This is a genomic window from Actinomadura sp. NTSP31 (assembly GCF_041951385.1).
Lineage (GTDB): Bacteria > Actinomycetota > Actinomycetes > Streptosporangiales > Streptosporangiaceae > Spirillospora > Spirillospora napierensis.
On sequence record NZ_JBGNUT010000052.1, the window covers coordinates 1 to 15,274 of the forward strand.

At 74.1% G+C, this 15,274-nt stretch carries 15 protein-coding genes; 5 read left to right on the forward strand and 10 right to left on the reverse strand.

Annotation, left to right across the window (positions count from 1 at the left end):
* Positions 1–607: phosphatase PAP2 family protein (locus tag ACA514_RS46345; protein WP_375047914.1), on the forward strand; the 607-nt coding region annotated here is incomplete at its 5' end.
* A gap of 15 nt (positions 608–622) precedes the next feature.
* On the opposite strand, the gene ACA514_RS46350 is transcribed toward ACA514_RS46345, so the two are convergent.
* Positions 623–1,372 (reverse strand): alpha/beta fold hydrolase, encoded by a 750-nt coding sequence (locus ACA514_RS46350; protein WP_375047915.1) that lies wholly within the window; start codon positions 1,370–1,372, stop codon positions 623–625.
* Positions 1,373–1,464: 92 nt separating this feature from the next.
* Here ACA514_RS46350 and ACA514_RS46355 point away from each other — a divergent pair, with 92 nt between their 5' ends.
* On the forward strand, positions 1,465–2,439 hold the full coding sequence (locus tag ACA514_RS46355) for a helix-turn-helix transcriptional regulator (RefSeq protein ID WP_375047916.1): 975 nt from the start codon (positions 1,465–1,467) through the stop codon (positions 2,437–2,439).
* Between the two features lie 54 nt (positions 2,440–2,493).
* On the opposite strand, the gene ACA514_RS46360 is transcribed toward ACA514_RS46355, so the two are convergent.
* The 5 genes from ACA514_RS46360 to ACA514_RS46380 all read right to left on the reverse strand — a co-directional run bounded on the left by ACA514_RS46360 (position 2,494) and on the right by ACA514_RS46380 (position 6,086).
* Complete coding sequence (locus tag ACA514_RS46360) at positions 2,494–3,102, reverse strand: GNAT family N-acetyltransferase (RefSeq protein WP_375047917.1); 609 nt, start codon at positions 3,100–3,102, stop codon at positions 2,494–2,496.
* Between the two features lie 107 nt (positions 3,103–3,209).
* Positions 3,210–4,271, reverse strand: coding sequence for a YihY/virulence factor BrkB family protein (locus tag ACA514_RS46365; RefSeq protein ID WP_375047918.1), 1,062 nt, complete (start codon positions 4,269–4,271; stop codon positions 3,210–3,212).
* Between the two features lie 13 nt (positions 4,272–4,284).
* Positions 4,285–4,701: a DUF3618 domain-containing protein gene (locus ACA514_RS46370; RefSeq protein WP_375047919.1), complete on the reverse strand. Its 417-nt coding sequence runs from the start codon at positions 4,699–4,701 to the stop codon at positions 4,285–4,287.
* Positions 4,698–5,186 carry a phage holin family protein gene (locus tag ACA514_RS46375; RefSeq protein WP_375047920.1) on the reverse strand — a complete coding sequence of 163 codons (489 nt, stop codon included), beginning with the start codon at positions 5,184–5,186 and terminating at the stop codon, positions 4,698–4,700. The genes ACA514_RS46370 and ACA514_RS46375 overlap by 4 nt, the downstream gene beginning before the upstream one ends.
* A gap of 114 nt (positions 5,187–5,300) precedes the next feature.
* On the reverse strand, positions 5,301–6,086 hold the full coding sequence (locus ACA514_RS46380; protein ID WP_375047921.1) for an SDR family oxidoreductase: 786 nt from the start codon (positions 6,084–6,086) through the stop codon (positions 5,301–5,303).
* Between the two features lie 79 nt (positions 6,087–6,165).
* Here ACA514_RS46380 and ACA514_RS46385 point away from each other — a divergent pair, with 79 nt between their 5' ends.
* The 3 genes from ACA514_RS46385 (at position 6,166) to ACA514_RS46395 (ending at position 11,195) form a co-directional block, all read left to right on the forward strand.
* Complete coding sequence (locus ACA514_RS46385; protein WP_375047922.1) at positions 6,166–7,533, forward strand: MFS transporter; 1,368 nt, start codon at positions 6,166–6,168, stop codon at positions 7,531–7,533.
* Between the two features lie 184 nt (positions 7,534–7,717).
* Positions 7,718–9,601 carry a sialidase family protein gene (locus ACA514_RS46390; RefSeq protein WP_375047923.1) on the forward strand — a complete coding sequence of 628 codons (1,884 nt, stop codon included), beginning with the start codon at positions 7,718–7,720 and terminating at the stop codon, positions 9,599–9,601.
* A 19-nt stretch (positions 9,602–9,620) separates the two neighbouring features.
* Positions 9,621–11,195 (forward strand): hypothetical protein, encoded by a 1,575-nt coding sequence (locus ACA514_RS46395; protein ID WP_375047924.1) that lies wholly within the window; start codon positions 9,621–9,623, stop codon positions 11,193–11,195.
* 46 nt (positions 11,196–11,241) lie between these two features.
* Here ACA514_RS46395 and ACA514_RS46400 read toward each other — a convergent pair whose 3' ends face one another.
* The 4 genes from ACA514_RS46400 to ACA514_RS46415 are packed head-to-tail and all read right to left on the reverse strand — an operon-like array spanning position 11,242 to position 15,270.
* Entirely contained in the window at positions 11,242–11,892 is a 651-nt protein-coding gene (locus tag ACA514_RS46400; RefSeq protein ID WP_375047925.1) for a Type 1 glutamine amidotransferase-like domain-containing protein, read from the reverse strand.
* Positions 11,893–11,908: 16 nt separating this feature from the next.
* Positions 11,909–13,033 carry an AAA family ATPase gene (locus ACA514_RS46405; protein ID WP_375047926.1) on the reverse strand — a complete coding sequence of 375 codons (1,125 nt, stop codon included), beginning with the start codon at positions 13,031–13,033 and terminating at the stop codon, positions 11,909–11,911.
* Positions 13,017–13,805 (reverse strand): RNA ligase family protein, encoded by a 789-nt coding sequence (locus ACA514_RS46410; protein WP_375047927.1) that lies wholly within the window; start codon positions 13,803–13,805, stop codon positions 13,017–13,019. Before ACA514_RS46410 ends, ACA514_RS46405 begins: the two co-directional genes overlap by 17 nt.
* Before the next feature lie 43 nt (positions 13,806–13,848).
* Positions 13,849–15,270, reverse strand: a complete 1,422-nt coding sequence (locus ACA514_RS46415) for an MFS transporter (protein WP_375047928.1) — start codon at positions 15,268–15,270, stop codon at positions 13,849–13,851.
* Between the last annotated feature and the right edge of the window lie 4 nt (positions 15,271–15,274).

The following is a 15,274-nucleotide window of genomic DNA, read 5'->3' on the forward strand; positions in this document are numbered from 1 at the left end:
GGCCGCCACCGCCCTGGACGTGCTGGCCGGCGGGCCGCTGAGCCACCTGGACCACCGGGTGTTCGCCGGCGGCCTGCCGCCCCGCACCGGCGCCTGGCACTGGACGTGGCGGACGATCGTCAACGGCGGCCAGTACTGGATCGTCGGGAGCCTCGCGGGGATCGCCGCGCTCACCGCCGCCTGGAAGCGCCGCAGCCTCCCGCTGCTGGTCCGCGCCGGGATCTGGCTGGCCTGCACCGAACTGGTCGTCCGGTCCGCGCAGGTGCTGTTCTCCCGGACCGCGCCCCTGTCCGGCGAGGACGCGCTGTTCGCCGGCGGGCACCTGTCCTTCCCGTCCGGGCACGCCGCCAACGCCGCCGCCTGCCTGCTGTTCATCGCCGCGATGACCGGCGCGTCGCGCGGCTGGACGATCGCCGCGCACACCCTGGCCGGGCTGGTCGCCGTCGCCGTGGTCGCGCTCGGCTACCACTGGCCCACCGACGCGCTCGCCGGCTGGGGGACCGGCACGCTGCTGGCCTGCGCCGCCCGCACGCTGGTCGTGCCGCGCGCGCCGCAGCGCGAGGCCCGGCGCGCCCGGAAGGCGACGGCCGCGCCCGGGGACGCCTGACCCCCGGCGCCCGCCTCACTCGCCCGCGGCGGACTCCGCGAGGAGCGCGGCCAGCGCACGCGGCTCGGAGAACATCGGCCAGTGCCCGGTCGGCAGCTCCCGGTAGGTCCATTCCGGGCCGCTCATCATCGCGAACACCGGGTTGCCGCTGTCGGCCATCTGCCGCACCGCCGCGAGCGGGATGGTGCACAGCACCAGGGTGCGCGGCGTGGACGGCAGCGGCTCGGGCCGCGCGAGCGGCTGCGACGCCGCCGCGAACGGCTGCGGCGTGCCGCGCCGGCGCATCTCGGCGAGCCGCTGCGCGCCCAGCCCCGCGAGGTTGACCGGATCGGCGTCCGGGTCGAACGCGGGCACCGGGATCTTCCAGCCCTCGCCCGCGCCGGCGACGCCCTTCTCCAGTTCCGCGCGGTCGTCCGGGGCGTGGAAGTCGATGCCGGCCATCCCCGGCGGCATCGGCCCGCTGTCGACGTAGACGACGCGCGCGACCCGCTCCGGGATCCGGTCGGCGGCGCCGGTGACCGCCATGTTCGCGCCGCTGTGCGCGACGAGGACCACCTCGCCCGGCCCGCCGTCCTCGACGGCCCGCACGACGTCGTCGACATGGGTGTCCAGCCCCACCTCGGGCGTCAGCTCGGCGGCCCGCTCGGCCAGCCCCGTCAGCGTCACCGGACGCGCCTCGTGGCCCGCGGCCTCAAGCCCGGCCGCCACCTCCGCCCACGCCCACGCGCCCAGCCAGAACCCGGGGACCAGTACGAACCTCGCCATGTCAACGCCCTTTCCCTTGCGCTCCCTTGCGGATGTGGCCCCACGCTAAGCTCGATACCGGACGGAACCCGCCCGGATTAGAGGAGTGGTCCATGCCACATCCGGCACCCGACTCCGGGCCGGCCCACCCGACGACCCGCGTGCTGGCCATGCTGGAACTGCTGCAGGCCCACCACCGCATCACCGGCACCGAACTGGCGCGGCGGCTCGGCGTCGACGAGCGGACCGTCCGCCGCTACGCCGCCCGCCTGGACGACCTCGGCGTGCCCGTCGTCGCCGACCGCGGCCGGCACGGCGGCTACCGGCTGATGCCCGGCTACAAGCTGCCGCCGCTGATGCTCACCGACGACGAGGCGACCGCCGTCGTCCTCGGCCTGATGGCCGGACGCCGGCTCGGCCTGCCGGGGCAGGCGACCGAGAGCGCGCTGGCCAAGGTGCAACGGGTGCTGCCCGCCGTGCTGCGCGACCGCGTCCAGGCGCTGCGCGAGACCCTCGGGTTCACCCTTCCCGCCCGCGACGCCGTCGAGCCCTCCACCGCGGCCGTCCTCACCCTGGCGGCGGCCGTCCGCGAACGCCGCCGCGTCCGGCTGCGGTACCGGTCGTGGCAGGGCGCCGACTCCGAACGCGACCTGGACCCCTACGGCCTGGTCTTCCACTCCGGACGCTGGTACGTCACCGGCCACGACCACGACAGCGGCGAGGTCCGCACCTTCCGCGTCGACCGGATCGCCTCCGCCGAACCCGGCACCGCCACCTACCGGATCCCCGCCGGCATCGACCCCGTCCAGCACGTCACGCGGTCGCTCGCGGGCGTCCCGTACGCGCACGAGGTCGAGGTCCTGCTGGAGACCACCCTCGACCAGGCGCGCCGCCGGATCCCCGCCACGGTCGCCACGCTCACCGAGACCGGCGAGGGAGTGGTCATGACGACCCGCGCCGAGCACCTGGACGGGATGGCGCGGATGCTGGCCGGGCTCGGCCTGCCCTTCGTGATCCGCCGCCCCGGCGAACTGCGCGGCCACGTCCGCGACCTCGCCCGCAGCCTGGACGAGCAGGCCGCCCGCTGACCGGCCGACCCGTCCGATGCAGAGCCCGGCGGGCGGGTCGGCCAGGCCCGCGCGTCAGTCCCGCGCGGGATCACCGGCCGGAGTGCCGGCGGTGCCGGATCCGGCGCCGCGCTCCTCCCACTCGCCGCGCAGCATCGCGTAGATGACCTCGTCGGTCCATTCGCCCTTGACCATCTCGTTCTGCAGCAGGTGCGCCTCGCGGCGCATCCCGAGCCGCTCCAGCACCCGCGCGGACGCGGCGTTGCGGCCGTCCAGCCGGCCCACGATCCGGTGCAGCCCCAGCCCCTCGAACCCCAGCCGCAGCACCGCCTCGGCCGCCTCCGTCGCGATCCCCCGGCCGTGGAAGGCGGGGTTGAGGATGTACCCGATCTCGCCCTGCCGGTGCTCGCGGCTGCGCCACTGCAGGTTGACCTCGCCGGCCAGCTCACCGGTCGCGCGCCACTCGATCGCCAGGACGAGCCAGTCGCCCTCCTTCTCCAGGGAGGACGCGGCCATTTTCTCCCGCAGGAACGACCGCGACTCCTCCCGGTCGCGCGGCTCCCAATAAAGGAAACGCGCCACCTCCGGAAGGGATTGATAGGCGTACAGGCCCTCCAGGTCGTCCTCGCGGAACGGCCGCAGCGACAGCCGCTCGGTCTCGATGGGAAAGGTGGGACGCAGCACGCGCCGATCCTATTCACCCGTTTCCGGGTTCGGCGACCCGTGATTCCCCGGTAACCTCCCGATCACCCGCGTGTCACACGGGCGACATCCGCTACGGCGCCGGCGGATCAGGAGCGGCTCGCGCCGTGCCGGCCGCGCCGCCCGGCCCGGTCCGCGCCCCGTCCGTCGGCCCGTCCGTCGGCCCGTCCGTCGGCCCGCTCGCCGTCGTGGCCGCCGTCCGCGATGCCCGTCTCGCGTTTCTCCTCGTCGCTGAACCCGCGGGTGTCGCGGAATTCGACATAGGGCTCGCGTTCCGCGGGCCGGCCCGCGGCGATGGCGCGGCCGCGCTCGAGTTCGGCGTTCATCTCCGCGCCCAGCAGGATCGCCAGATTCGTGATCCACAGCCACACCAGGAAGATGATGATCCCGGCGAGGCTGCCGTAGGTCTTGTTGTAATTGGAGAAGTTCGCCACGTACGCCGCGAACACCCCGGACGCCACCAGCCACAGCAGGATCGCCAGCACGCCGCCCGGCGTGACCCAGCGGAACCCGCGCTTGGCGTTCGGCGCCGCCCAGTACAGCAGCGCGAACAGGAAGCTGACCACGATCAGCATGACCGGCCACTTGGCGATGTTCCACACCGTCACGGCCGTCGAGCCGAGGCCGAGCATGTCGCCGAACTTGCGGGCCAGCGGCCCCGACACCACCACCGCGATCGCCGACGCCGACAGCAGCACCAGCGTGACGATCGTGACGCCGACGCGCAGCGGAAGGGTCTTCCAGATCGGGCGGCCCTCGGGGATGTCGTAGATGGCGTTGGAGGCGCGCATGAACGCGCCCACGTACCCCGACGCCGACCACACCGCGGCCAGCAGGCCGATCACGGCGATCACCCCGGCGCCGCCCCGGTTGCCCTGCAGTTGCGTCAGCGCGCCGACCAGGACGTCCTTCACCGCGCCCGGGGCGATCCCGCTGAGGTTGTCGATGAGGTCGCTGGTGACCGACTTGCCACCGAGCCCGACCAGCGACACCACCACCAGCATCGCCGGGAAGATCGACAGGATGGCGTAGTAGGTCAGGGCGGCGGCCCAGTCCGACAGGTTGTCGCGCTGGAACTCGCCGACGGCGCGTTTGGCGGCGCGCCCCCACGAGGGGGCGGACAGTTCGGTGGGTGCGGCGGGCCTGCGCATGTGCGCTCCTCCCTCAGCGTCCCAGTGGTCCGCGGCCGGTGCGGCGCATCCGGATCGGTGCCCGCTGCGTGCGGCGGACCCGGAATCGCACCGGCGCGTTGCGCATGCGGCGGCGAAGCCGCGCCTGCGGGGTGCGGCGGCGCCGCATCCACACCGTCAGCGCGGCGACGGCGCCGGCGGTCGCCACGGCGGCGCCGCCCTGCGCGGCCCTCGCCTTGGCCTGCCGGGACGTCGCGGCCCGCCGGGCGCGCGCCGCCCGATCGCGGGCCATCTCCTTGGCGTACCCGGCCTTCTCCCGGGCCATCGCCTTGACGTCGGCCTTGGCCGCCAGCGCCTCGACGGTCTCACCGAGCTCCTGCCGGGCCCGGTCGACCTCCTGGCGCAGCTCCTCGGTGCCGGCGGCGGAGCCGTGCCTGCTCTGGGTGGTCATCGGTGCGCCGCCCTCTCCTTCAGGTCCGCGACGGTCCGGCGGGCCTCGTCCACCGCCTGTTCCGGCTTGGCCGGGGTGGCCTTCTTGGTCTGCGCCCTGCCCAGCAGGGCCAGCACGCCCGCCACCAGCACCAGGAACCCGCCGATGATCAGGGCCGCGGCCCACACCGGCAGGACCAGCGCGATCGCGGCGATCGCCGCCGCCAGCAGCGCGCCCGCGCCGTACAGGCCGATCAGCGCCGCGCCGCCGAACATGCCGGCGCCGGTGCCGGCGTGCCGGCCCTTGTCCTTCAGTTCCGCCACGGCGAGCCGCAGTTCGGCGCGCATCAGCTCCGAGACCTGCTGCGTCGCCTGCCGGACGAGCTCGCCCGTGCCGGCCTCGCCCTTGTGCCCGTTGGTGAACCCGGGGGCGCGTCCGGCGTCCTGCCGGGACGCCCCGGTGATCTCGGCGGCGCTCCGGCCGTCGTGTGTCCGCAGGGTGCTCATGGCCCCAGGCCCCCTCCGCGTGCTGTCGATTCCGAAGCCTGGCAGACCCGTTCCCCGTGCCCGGGAGCTAAACGTGGCCGCGGCCGGGCCTCTGGACGCCCGGGCCCGGGGCCGCTAACCGCGGCCGACGAACGAGGGCATCGTGGTGGCCAGCACCGACATGAATTGGACGTTGGCCTCCAGCGGCAGGCCCGCCATGTAGAGAACGGCGTCGGCGACGTGCCGGACGTCCATCACCGGCTCGGGCTTCACCGACCCGTCGGCCTGCAGGGTGCCGGCGCCGAACCGGCCGGTCATCTCCGTCGCGGCGTTGCCGACGTCGATCTGCCCGCAGGCGATCCGGTACGGGCGGCCCTCCAGCGACAGGGTCTTGGTGAGCCCGGTGACCGCGTGCTTGCTGGCGGTGTAGGCGGCCGAGAGAGGGCGCGGGGTGTGCGCCGACAGCGAGCCGTTGTTGATGATCCGGCCGCCCTGCGGGTCCTGCTCCCTCATCATCCGGAAGGCGTGCTGGGCGCACAGGAGCGCGCCGGTCAGGTTGGTGTCCAGGACGGTCCGCCACTCCCGCAGCGAGAACTCCTCGACCGGCTGCGGTGACCCGAACACCCCGGCGTTGTTGACCAGCAGGTCCAGCCGTCCCCAGCGGGCGGCGACGGCGGCGAACAGCGCCTCGACCGACTCCGGGTCGGTCACGTCGGCGGCGACGGGCAGCGCCCGGCCGGCGGCGGCACGGCCGGCGGCCTGCTCCAGCGGGGCGGCGCGGCGCCCGGCGAGCGCGACCCGCCAGCCCCGCTCCAGCAGGGCGGCGGCGACGGCGGCGCCGATGCCCGAGCCCGCTCCGGTGACGAGCGCGACCCGTTCCCCGCCGGCCTCGCGGCCGGGGCCGGCCTCATGATCGGACACGGTCCGAGCCTCCCTCCCGGCGTCTCACATGTCAAGACCGACGTTCACAATACGGATGAGCTCTGCTAAACGTTACGTTATGGAACGTTCCGAACAGGGTGGGGGCGACCTCATCGCACGGCTCGACCGGCTCCCGATGAGCCGCTGGCACTGGGCCCTCATCACCGTCGTCGGCCTCGGCACGTTCTTCGACCTCTACGAGGTGTTCCTCGGCGGCGTGCTCGGCGCCGTCCTCACCGAGCAGTGGCACCTCGGCACCACCGGCAAGTCGGCGGTCATCGCCTCGGCGTTCGCCGGCATGTTCGTCGGCGCGATCGTGCTCGGCACCGCCGCCGACCGGCTCGGCCGCCGCCGCATGTTCCTGGTCAACCTCGGCCTGTACGCGGTGTTCTCGCTGGCGACCGCCTGCGCGACCGGCCTGACCTCGTTCGTCGTGCTGCGCTTCCTCGGCGGGCTCGCGCTCGGCGCCGAGCTCACCCTCGTCGACACCTACGTCAGCGAGTTCATGCCGCGGCACGGCCGCGGCCGCTACCTGTCGTGGGCCTACACGATCGGGTTCTGCGGCGTGCCCGTCGCCGCGTTCCTCGGCGGCCGGTTCGTCGCCGACGAGCACCTGCTCATCGACGGCTGGCGCTGGCTGCTCATCGTCGGCGGCGCCGGCGCCGCGGTCGTGTGGGCGCTGCGCAGCCGGCTGCCCGAATCGCCGCGCTGGCTGGCCCTGCACGGACGCGGCGCCGAGGCCGACGCGGTCGTCAGCGGGATCGAGGACGCCGTCCGCCGCCGCGCCGGCGACCTGCCGCCGGCGGCCGCCGCGCCCGCCGAACCCGAGGTGCGGGTCGCCTTCACGGAGATGTTCCGCGCCCCCTACCTGCGCCGCACCTCGATGCTGTGGATCTTCCAGGTGCTGCAGACCGTCGGCTACTACGGCTTCGGCTCCCTGGCCCCGGTCGTCCTGCACGCCAAGGGCTACGACGTCGTCGAGTCGCTCGGCTACGCCGCCGTCACCTTCCTCGGCTACCCGATCGGGTCGGCGCTGTCCATCCCGATCATCGAGCGGATCGAGCGCCGCACCCTCATCATCGCCTCCGCGCTGGCGATGGCGCTCTTCGGCGTCGTGTTCGGCGCGGGACAGGCGTCCTGGCTGATCGTGGCGTCGGGGTTCCTGCTGACCGCCGCGTCCAACGTGTTCTCCAACGCCTTCCACACCTACCAGGCCGAGATCTTCCCGACCGGGATCCGCAGCAGCGCCGTCGGCGTCGCCTACTCGCTGTCCCGGCTGACCGCCGCTGTGCTGCCGTTCGTCGCGATCAACGTCCTGGACGACCTCGGCTCCACCGCCGTGTTCTCCGGGTCGGCGGTCATCCTGGTCCTGCTCTGCCTGGACGTGGCGGTCCTCGGCCCGCGCACCACCGGACGCGCCCTGGAGGCCGTCGCCGCCGGCACCTGACCCCGCCCCTGTCCAACCCCGCGCCCGTCCGGTTCCCGGCTGGCCGGTTCCGGACGTGGCCTGCGCGTCCAGGGTCGGCCATCCGGTCTTGTGTGCCTGCTGAGGCGGATCTACCTTCCGCGCGGGCGTTGCTCCCAGCGCCCCGGTCTCAGGCGACGACGCCTGCAGGGAGGTTCCGATGCGGATGCGCAGAACACTGGGCACGGCGGCGGCGGGGGCGCTCCTGCTCACGGCCCTGAGCGTGCCGGGTCCCGGAGCCCGCGCCCAGGGCTTCGGCTACGACGGGCTCACCCCGATCCAGAAGCGGCACGTCTCCGGCGCGCTGGCCGAGGCGCTCGGCCCGCGGGCCGCGCCGCGCGCGGTCACCGGCGCCCGCCCCGCGACCGCCCCGTCCTGCGGCGGACGGTACGGCGGGAACGTCAAGGTCGACCAGGACTGCCCGACCGTCACCGACCAGCCGCTCGCCGGGCGCGGGCAGGCCCAGAACGAGACCTGGATCGCGGCCGACCCGAACGACCCGCGGCGCCTGCTGGCCAGCTACAACGACTACCGCCGCGGCGACGGCACCTGCGGGGTGTCGCGGTCCGCCGACGGCGGGCGCACCTGGTCCGACACCACCGCGCCCAACGGGTTCGTGTCCGGCGCCGCGTTCGGCGGCAAGCCCCGCGAGTACTTCCAGGGCGGCGGCGACACCTCCGTCGCCTGGGACACCCGCGGCAACGCCTACCTGTCCTGCCAGGAGTTCAAGCGCGGCAACGCCGTCTCGCCCGACGCCGACCAGTCCAGCGGCTTCTACGTGTACCGCTCGACCGGCAACGCCGGCGCGTCGTTCAACTTCCCCGGACGGCCCGTCGCCGAGCACGACGACACCGCCGGCGCCGGCGACTTCCTGCTCGACAAGCAGCTGATGACGGTCGACGCGCACACTCGCAGCCCCTACCGCGACCGCGTCTACGTCACCTGGACGACGTTCGCCGCCGACGGCACCGGCTACATCTACGGCGCCTACTCCGCCGACTACGGCGAGCACTTCAGCGCACCCGCGCTGATCAGCTCCGACTCGGCGCTGTGCGCGCGGCCCGACGGCATCCCCACCCCGCACGGCCGGTGCAACAACAACCAGTTCTCCCAGCCCGTCACCGCGCCCGACGGCACCCTGTACGTCGCCTGGGCGAACTACAACGTCGCCGAGACCGGCTCCGACAACCGCTTCCAGGTCCTGGTCGCCTCCTCCAAGGACGGCGGCGCGACGTTCTCGGCGCCGGTGAAGGCCGCCGACTACTACGAGCTGCCCGACTGCGACACCTACCAGGGCGAGGGCAGGGACCCCGGCCGCGCGTGCGTCCCGGAGAAGGGCACGGGCACCGACTCGATCTTCCGCGCCACCAACTACCCCAACATCACCGTCGACCCCGCCGACCCCCGGCGGGTCGTGGTGACCACCGGCTCCTACCTCAACCGCGACTCCAACGAGGCGGGCGGCTGCACCCCCGCCGGGCTCACCCCCGCCGAGGAGGGCCTCGGCGCCCTCTACACCGGCGTCAAGACCGGCGGCTGCAACAACGGCATCGTGCTGTCGGCGTCCACCGACGGCGCGGCCACCTTCACCGGCACCACCACCGACGTCCGCAAGCTGCCCCTCGTCGGCGCCGGCTCCGCGCAGGCCCGCACCGACCAGTACTGGCAGGGCACCGTCTTCAACCCGCGCGGCGAACTGGTCACCGCCTACTACGACCGGCAGTACGGGTCCGACGAGACCACCGGCTTCTCCGACATCACCGTGGTCGGTACCAAGGACCTGACCCACTTCACCACCAAGCGCGCCACCTCCTCCAGCATGCCGCCGCCGTCGCAGTTCAACGGCCAGTTCTACGGCGACTACATCATGGTCGACGCGACCGCCACCACCGCCTACCCGGCCTGGTCCGACACCCGTCCCGCGGCACTGTTCCTGTGCCCGGGCACCGGCACGCCCGGCCACCCGCCGGCGCTGTGCACCGCCGCGGCGTCCAACGCCTCGGTCGCCAACGACCAGCAGATCTCCGCCGCCGCCGTCCGGCTCCACTGACCCCGAGGAGCTCTCTCCGATGACGTCCCGAAGAAGGACCGCGGCCGGCGCCGCACTGGTCCTGAGCTGCTCGCTCGCCGCCGCACCGGCCGCCGCGCACGCCGGCCCCGGCCCGTCCGCGCAACCCGTCCACGCGATCTCGCCCGGAGACCCCTACGCGTCCTGCGCCGCCGGCGCCAGCCAGAACGGCGTGGTCCACCCGGGCGCCGAGGTCGAACCGTGGATCGCCGCCGACCCGCACCGGCCGGGCCGCGTCATCGCCGTCTACCAGCAGGACCGCTGGTCCGACGGCGGCGCCAAGGGCCTCGCCGCCTCCTACAGCCGCGACGGACGGCACTTCACCAAGACCACCCTGCCGTTCAGCAAGTGCGCGCCCGGCGGCCTGGACTACGAACGCGCCTCCGACGCCTGGGTGGACTTCGGGCCCGACGGCGTCGCCTACGCCAGCGGCCTGGACTTCGACGCGTCCACGCCCCGCAACGGCGTCGGCGCCGCCACCTCCTACGACGGCGGACGAACCTGGCGCCACACCACCCAGCTCATCGACGACACCGACCCCTCCATCATCGACGACAAGAACTCCGTCACCGCCGACCCCCGCCACCCCGGCACCGCCTACCAGGTGTGGGACCGCATCGACCAGGTCGCCACCGGACCCGGCGCCCACTACACCGGCCCCTCCTACATCGCCATCACCCGCGACCACGGCCGCACCTGGACGCCCCCGCACCCGTTCGTGGACACCGGCGCGGTCCCCAACTCCCAGACCATCGGCAACGTCATCGTCGCCGACGCCCGCCGCGACGTCCTGTACGACTTCTTCGAATGGCAGACCTACAGCGACGTCAGCGCCACCGAACCCATCGACCTGCACTTCGCCGTGGTCGCCTCCAAGGACCAGGGCCGGACGTGGAGCAAGCCCGTCACGATCGCCGCCGACACCGCCGTGCCCGAGGTCGACCCGAACGCGCCCGACGACCCGTCCAAGGCGCTGCGCGGCGGCGCCAACCTCATCAGCGCCGCCGCCGACCCGCAGACCGGCGAGCTGTACGCGACGTTCGAGGGCGCCGACCCCACCGGCTCCTACGACCAGATCCACCTCGTCCACTCCACCGACGCCGGCCGCACCTGGTCGGCCCCGGTGCGCGTCAACCAGGCGCCGAAGGCGCCCGCCTTCACCCCGTCCATCGCGGTGAACGCCCGCGGAACGGTCGCCCTCACCTACTACGACCTGCGCTACCTGCGGCCCGGCGACACCACCACGCTGCCGACCGCCATGTGGTTCGTCACCTTCCCGCGCGGCGGCGAGAACCGCCCGTCCGAACGCCGCATCTCCCGCGTCTTCGACTGGCTGAAGGCGCCGTACGCCGGATGGGGCCACTTCCTCGGCGACTACGAGAGCGTCGCGGTCGCCGGGCAAGGATTCCAGCCCGCGGTGATCGAGACCAACGACACCGGCACCGCCACCAACAGCACCGACCTGTTCACCGGGATCTTCGGCGCCAACCCGGCATCACCCGCACCCGCGCCGGCGAGCCCCGCACCGCACGCCACCACCGTCCGCCATCTGAACGCCCACCACATACAGCACTGACCAAGGGGGCCGTCGGCACCGCCGGCGGCCCCCTGCCGCGCCCAGGTCAGTGCACCCGGGACCGCGGCCCCTCGACCACCAGAACCTGGCCGTCGCGCAACGGCAGGTGAGGGACGCCTTCGTCGCGGTAGCGCGCGGCGACGGAGGTCAGGACCTCCGACTCCGGGTGCCGCGGAGAGTCGACGTGAGGCACCAGCACGTGATCGAGGACGCCCAGGCCGTCCCAGATCGGCGGATCCCCGTGGACGCGGGTGACGGCGTTCGGGTCATCGCACGCCTCCAGGCCGCGCAGGCTCGGCGCCAGGACGCAACCACCCGCGCTGTACCCGGCGTAGACGAGCGCGTCGCGGGCGAGCAGGTCGGTGAGCGCTGCGTCGGCACCGCTGCGCGCCATGGCGTAGCGCAGCACGAACGCGTTACCGCCCCGCGCCCAGACCAACCCGAAGCGCGCCAATTCCTCGGCGACCTCGATGGCGGGCCGGTCAAAGTACTGCCGCAGATCGACCTCCGCGGGCCACAGCCCGAGCGCGGACAGGGCCTCCATCTCGTGCCGGACGCCGGCCCGCCGCTCCCGCTCGGGCTGCGCATCGAGGGCGTTGGCGATCACCGCCACCGCGGTAGCGGACGGCGAGGGCAGCAGGGTGAGCAGCCGGTCGGGACGGTCGCCCATCCGGAACGACGACAGGTACAGGCGCACCCGAGGACTCTAGAGGTCAGGCCGTGCTCACCCAGTCGACGCGGTGCCCCTCGGTCGGGTCGGGCGTCTCCCAGCGGCGGACGAGCCGGTCGATCACCGCGTCCGGGACCGGGGACGTCCGGCCGCGGTTGCGGTCGCGCAGCACCGCCGGCGGCGCCTCCAGCGCGACCAGCTCCACCCGTCCCCGGTAGCCGGCGATGAGCCCGGTGCACTGCTCGCGCTGCGTCCGCGACACGTTCGTGGCGTTCCAGACGAACGAGCGGCCGGCGCGCAGGTGCTCGCGGGCCAGCTCGTGCGCGGCCGCGGCGACCGCGTGCTGGTCGCCGGCGGGCGAGACGCCCAGCTCGGCGCGCAGCCGGTCCAGGCCGACCACCGGCAGGTCCGGGCGGTTCGCGGCGATCCAGTGGTCCTTGCCGACGCCCGGCAGGCCCGACAGCACCGTCACCGCGCACCGGGTGTCGTCGTAGGCGTCGTAGTCGGGGTCGCGGTCGTCCTTGCGGAAGAACCAGAACCGGGCGTGATCGGACGGGAACGCGCGCGGCCCGTCCAGGCACCGCTGCTCGGCGCAGTACTCCCCGTACAGGGCGACGTTGTCCAGCAGTTCGTCGGTGTCAGGGCAGATCCGGCCGAGGATGTCGGCCGACGCCAGCAGCACCAGGTCGTCGTTGCGGGCCAGCAGGCTCACCCGGAACGCGATCTTCTGCAGGTCCGGGCGCTCCAGCGCCCAGAACGGCACCTGGTGGTGGCGGATCAGCGCCGCGACGTGCTCGCGCCAGGCGACCGGCGCGCCCATCTGCCACAGGATCCGCCGCACCATCAGGTCGCCGCGCCGCGAATGGCCGCGCGCGGTGATCCGGCCGCCGTCCTCGGTGCGGGTGCAGTACGGCTTGGCGATGTCGTGCATCAGCACGGTCGCGAACAGCCGCACCCGCTCGTCCGCCGGACGCGCCCGCCACTGCGGCAGCGCCGCCAGCGCCTCGCACGCCATCCGCGTGTGGACCTCGACGTCGCCCTCGCCGTGGAACACCGCGTCCTGCGGGACGCCCGCCATGTCGCGCACCCACGCGAACGCCTCGCGGACGTCGTCCCAGCGCAGGTCCCAGTGGGGCGGCGCCGGGCACAGCTCATCGAACACCCGCATACAGCACCTCCGGGTCGGCCAGTCCGTTCGCGACGATCGGGCGCTCCTGCCAGTGCGTCCCGGCGTCGAGGATCGCGGTCAGGAAGCTCGGCCGGACCCACTTGTAGCGGTCGACGGTCTCCCCGTCCTCCTCCACCTTGATGTAGAGGCCCTCCATCTCATCGGAGGTGTCGGTCTCCTCGGCGACACGGCCGGGGTCGGCGCCGCCCGCCCGCGCCGCCGCGCGCAGCGCGTCCCGCCAGCCGGACGTGCGGCAGGTGGACGGCCCGACGAACGCGGTCAGCGCCTTCAGCTCCGGCAGCGTCCCCTCGTGCAGGACGGGCACCGACACCACCGGCGTGCCGGCCAGCAGCTCGCGGCGCCGCGCCGTCGACAGGAACGTCCCGTCGCGCTGGTCGAGCACGTCGAACTCACAGAAGTAGTGGGGGAGCGCGTCGTAGAAGACGGTGTGCTTGGCGTACAGCCATTCCCCGTACATCACATACTGGTCGCCGAGCCGTTCCCACAGGACGTGCTGGACGGACGCGGCCCATGCCTTCAACGGCCCGAACTGCCGTTCGCGGGGCCCGCCGGCCAGGTAGTGGCCGCGGCTCTGCAGCCGCAGTTCCCCCGTGGAGGAGAAGCTGATCCCGGCGTTGGCGCCGTCCAGCTTCTCCTCCACCACCAGGTACCGCCCGGCGATCGCCGAGAACGGCCGCGCGGCCAGGTCGTGGTCGCCCGGCTGCAGCCGCGACCCCTCGATGTGCCGGGTGCGGGGGTATTTGCGGAGCATGCCGACCGTTCTAACGAACCCGGTCGGCCGTGCCAACCGAATTTCAGCGGTTCGGGACGATCCGGGTGAGTGCGAGCGCGGCCAGCCACAGCCCCACGCTCACCCACGCCAGGACGTGCACGCCGGACACGAAGGACCCGGGCGTCAGCGCCGACCCCGCGACCGCCCCGTACACCGCGACGCCGAGGGCCGTGCCGACCTGCCGGGCCGTGTTGTTGAAGCCGCCCGCCAGGCCCGCGTGCGCGGGCGGGACGGCGCGCATCGCCGCCGCGACCACGGCCGTCACGATGAGGCCGTCGCCGATCCCGATCGCCAGCAGCGCGGGCAGCAGTGCCGGATAGGAGCCGCCCGCGCCGACCCGCAGCAGGCTCAGGCATCCCGCGGCGGCCAGCGCGGTGCCCGCGCCGAGCGGGAGCCGCGTGCCGAACCGGGCGGTGAGCCGCCCGCTGACCGGCGCGAGCAGCGCCAGCGGCACCGCCATCGGCAGCAGCAGCGCCCCGGCGGTGAACGCCGAGTGGTGCTCGCCCTGCTGCAGCTTCAGCGTGGCGACGAACAGCACGCCGTTGGTGACCAGGTTCATCGCCAGGGCGATGCCGTTGGCGCCGAGGAACGCCGGGGCGCGCAGCAGCCCGCCGGGCACCATCGGCGCCGCCGCGCGGCGCTCGGCCCACACGAACCCCGCCGCCGCGACGACCGTCGCGGCCGCCGTCGCGGCGGCCTCGCCCTGGTGCCCGTGGCCTGCGGCGATGACCGTCCACACCAGGCCGCCGAGGGCGAGCGGGGCCAGCGCCATCCCGGCCCGGTCCAGCGGCGGACGCGCTCCGCCGGCCCGTTCCCGGTGCGGTTCGCGGACGACCGCCGCGACGCCCGCCATCGCCGCGGCGACGACCGGCACGTTGAGCAGGAAGATCCACCGCCAGCCGGCCGAGTCGACCAGCATCCCGCCGAGCAGCGGCCCGGCGGGCAGCGCCGTCGAGGAGATGCCCGCCCACACCCCGAGCGCCCGCGCCTGCTCGGCGCGGCCCGGGTACACCGCGGTGATGACCGCGAGGCTGCCGGGCAGCAGCAGCGCCGCGCCCGCGCCCTGCACCGCCCGCGCCGCGATCAGCGGCCCGGCGCCGGGCGCGGACCCGCACGCCAGCGACGCCAGGCCGAACAGCCCCAGCCCGATCAGCGTCATCCGGCGGTGCCCGATCCGGTCGCCGAGCGCGCCGCCGCCCAGCAGCAGCCCGGCGATCGCGACCGCGTACCCGTCGACGACGCCCTGCAGGCCGGGCAGCCCGGTGCCGAGCGCCCGGCCGATCCCGGGCAGGGCGACGTTGACGATCGTCACGTCCAGCAGCACCAGGAACATCCCGGCGCACAGGATGGCGAGCATGGCCCCGCGCCGGGGAACGGGTCCGGTCTCGCCTGTCTCGTGGGTCTCGGCGGTGGAGCGGTCGCTGGTGCGGCTCGTCGGTCTCATGCCC

Excerpts from the sequence above, each read along its gene's own strand:
- ACA514_RS46350 (WP_375047915.1), bottom strand. The coding sequence starts at position 1,372 with ATGGCGAGGTTCGTACTGGTCCCCGGGTTCTGGCTGGGCGCGTGGGCG.
- ACA514_RS46355 (WP_375047916.1), top strand. The coding sequence starts at position 1,465 with ATGCCACATCCGGCACCCGACTCCGGGCCGGCCCACCCGACGACCCGC.
- ACA514_RS46365 (WP_375047918.1), bottom strand. The coding sequence starts at position 4,271 with ATGCGCAGGCCCGCCGCACCCACCGAACTGTCCGCCCCCTCGTGGGGG.
- ACA514_RS46370 (WP_375047919.1), bottom strand. The coding sequence starts at position 4,701 with ATGACCACCCAGAGCAGGCACGGCTCCGCCGCCGGCACCGAGGAGCTG.
- ACA514_RS46375 (WP_375047920.1), bottom strand. The coding sequence starts at position 5,186 with ATGAGCACCCTGCGGACACACGACGGCCGGAGCGCCGCCGAGATCACC.
- ACA514_RS46385 (WP_375047922.1), top strand. The coding sequence starts at position 6,166 with ATGGAACGTTCCGAACAGGGTGGGGGCGACCTCATCGCACGGCTCGAC.
- ACA514_RS46390 (WP_375047923.1), top strand. The coding sequence starts at position 7,718 with ATGCGCAGAACACTGGGCACGGCGGCGGCGGGGGCGCTCCTGCTCACG.
- ACA514_RS46395 (WP_375047924.1), top strand. The coding sequence starts at position 9,621 with ATGACGTCCCGAAGAAGGACCGCGGCCGGCGCCGCACTGGTCCTGAGC.
- ACA514_RS46405 (WP_375047926.1), bottom strand. The coding sequence starts at position 13,033 with ATGCGGGTGTTCGATGAGCTGTGCCCGGCGCCGCCCCACTGGGACCTG.
- ACA514_RS46410 (WP_375047927.1), bottom strand. The coding sequence starts at position 13,805 with ATGCTCCGCAAATACCCCCGCACCCGGCACATCGAGGGGTCGCGGCTG.
- ACA514_RS46415 (WP_375047928.1), bottom strand. The coding sequence starts at position 15,270 with ATGAGACCGACGAGCCGCACCAGCGACCGCTCCACCGCCGAGACCCAC.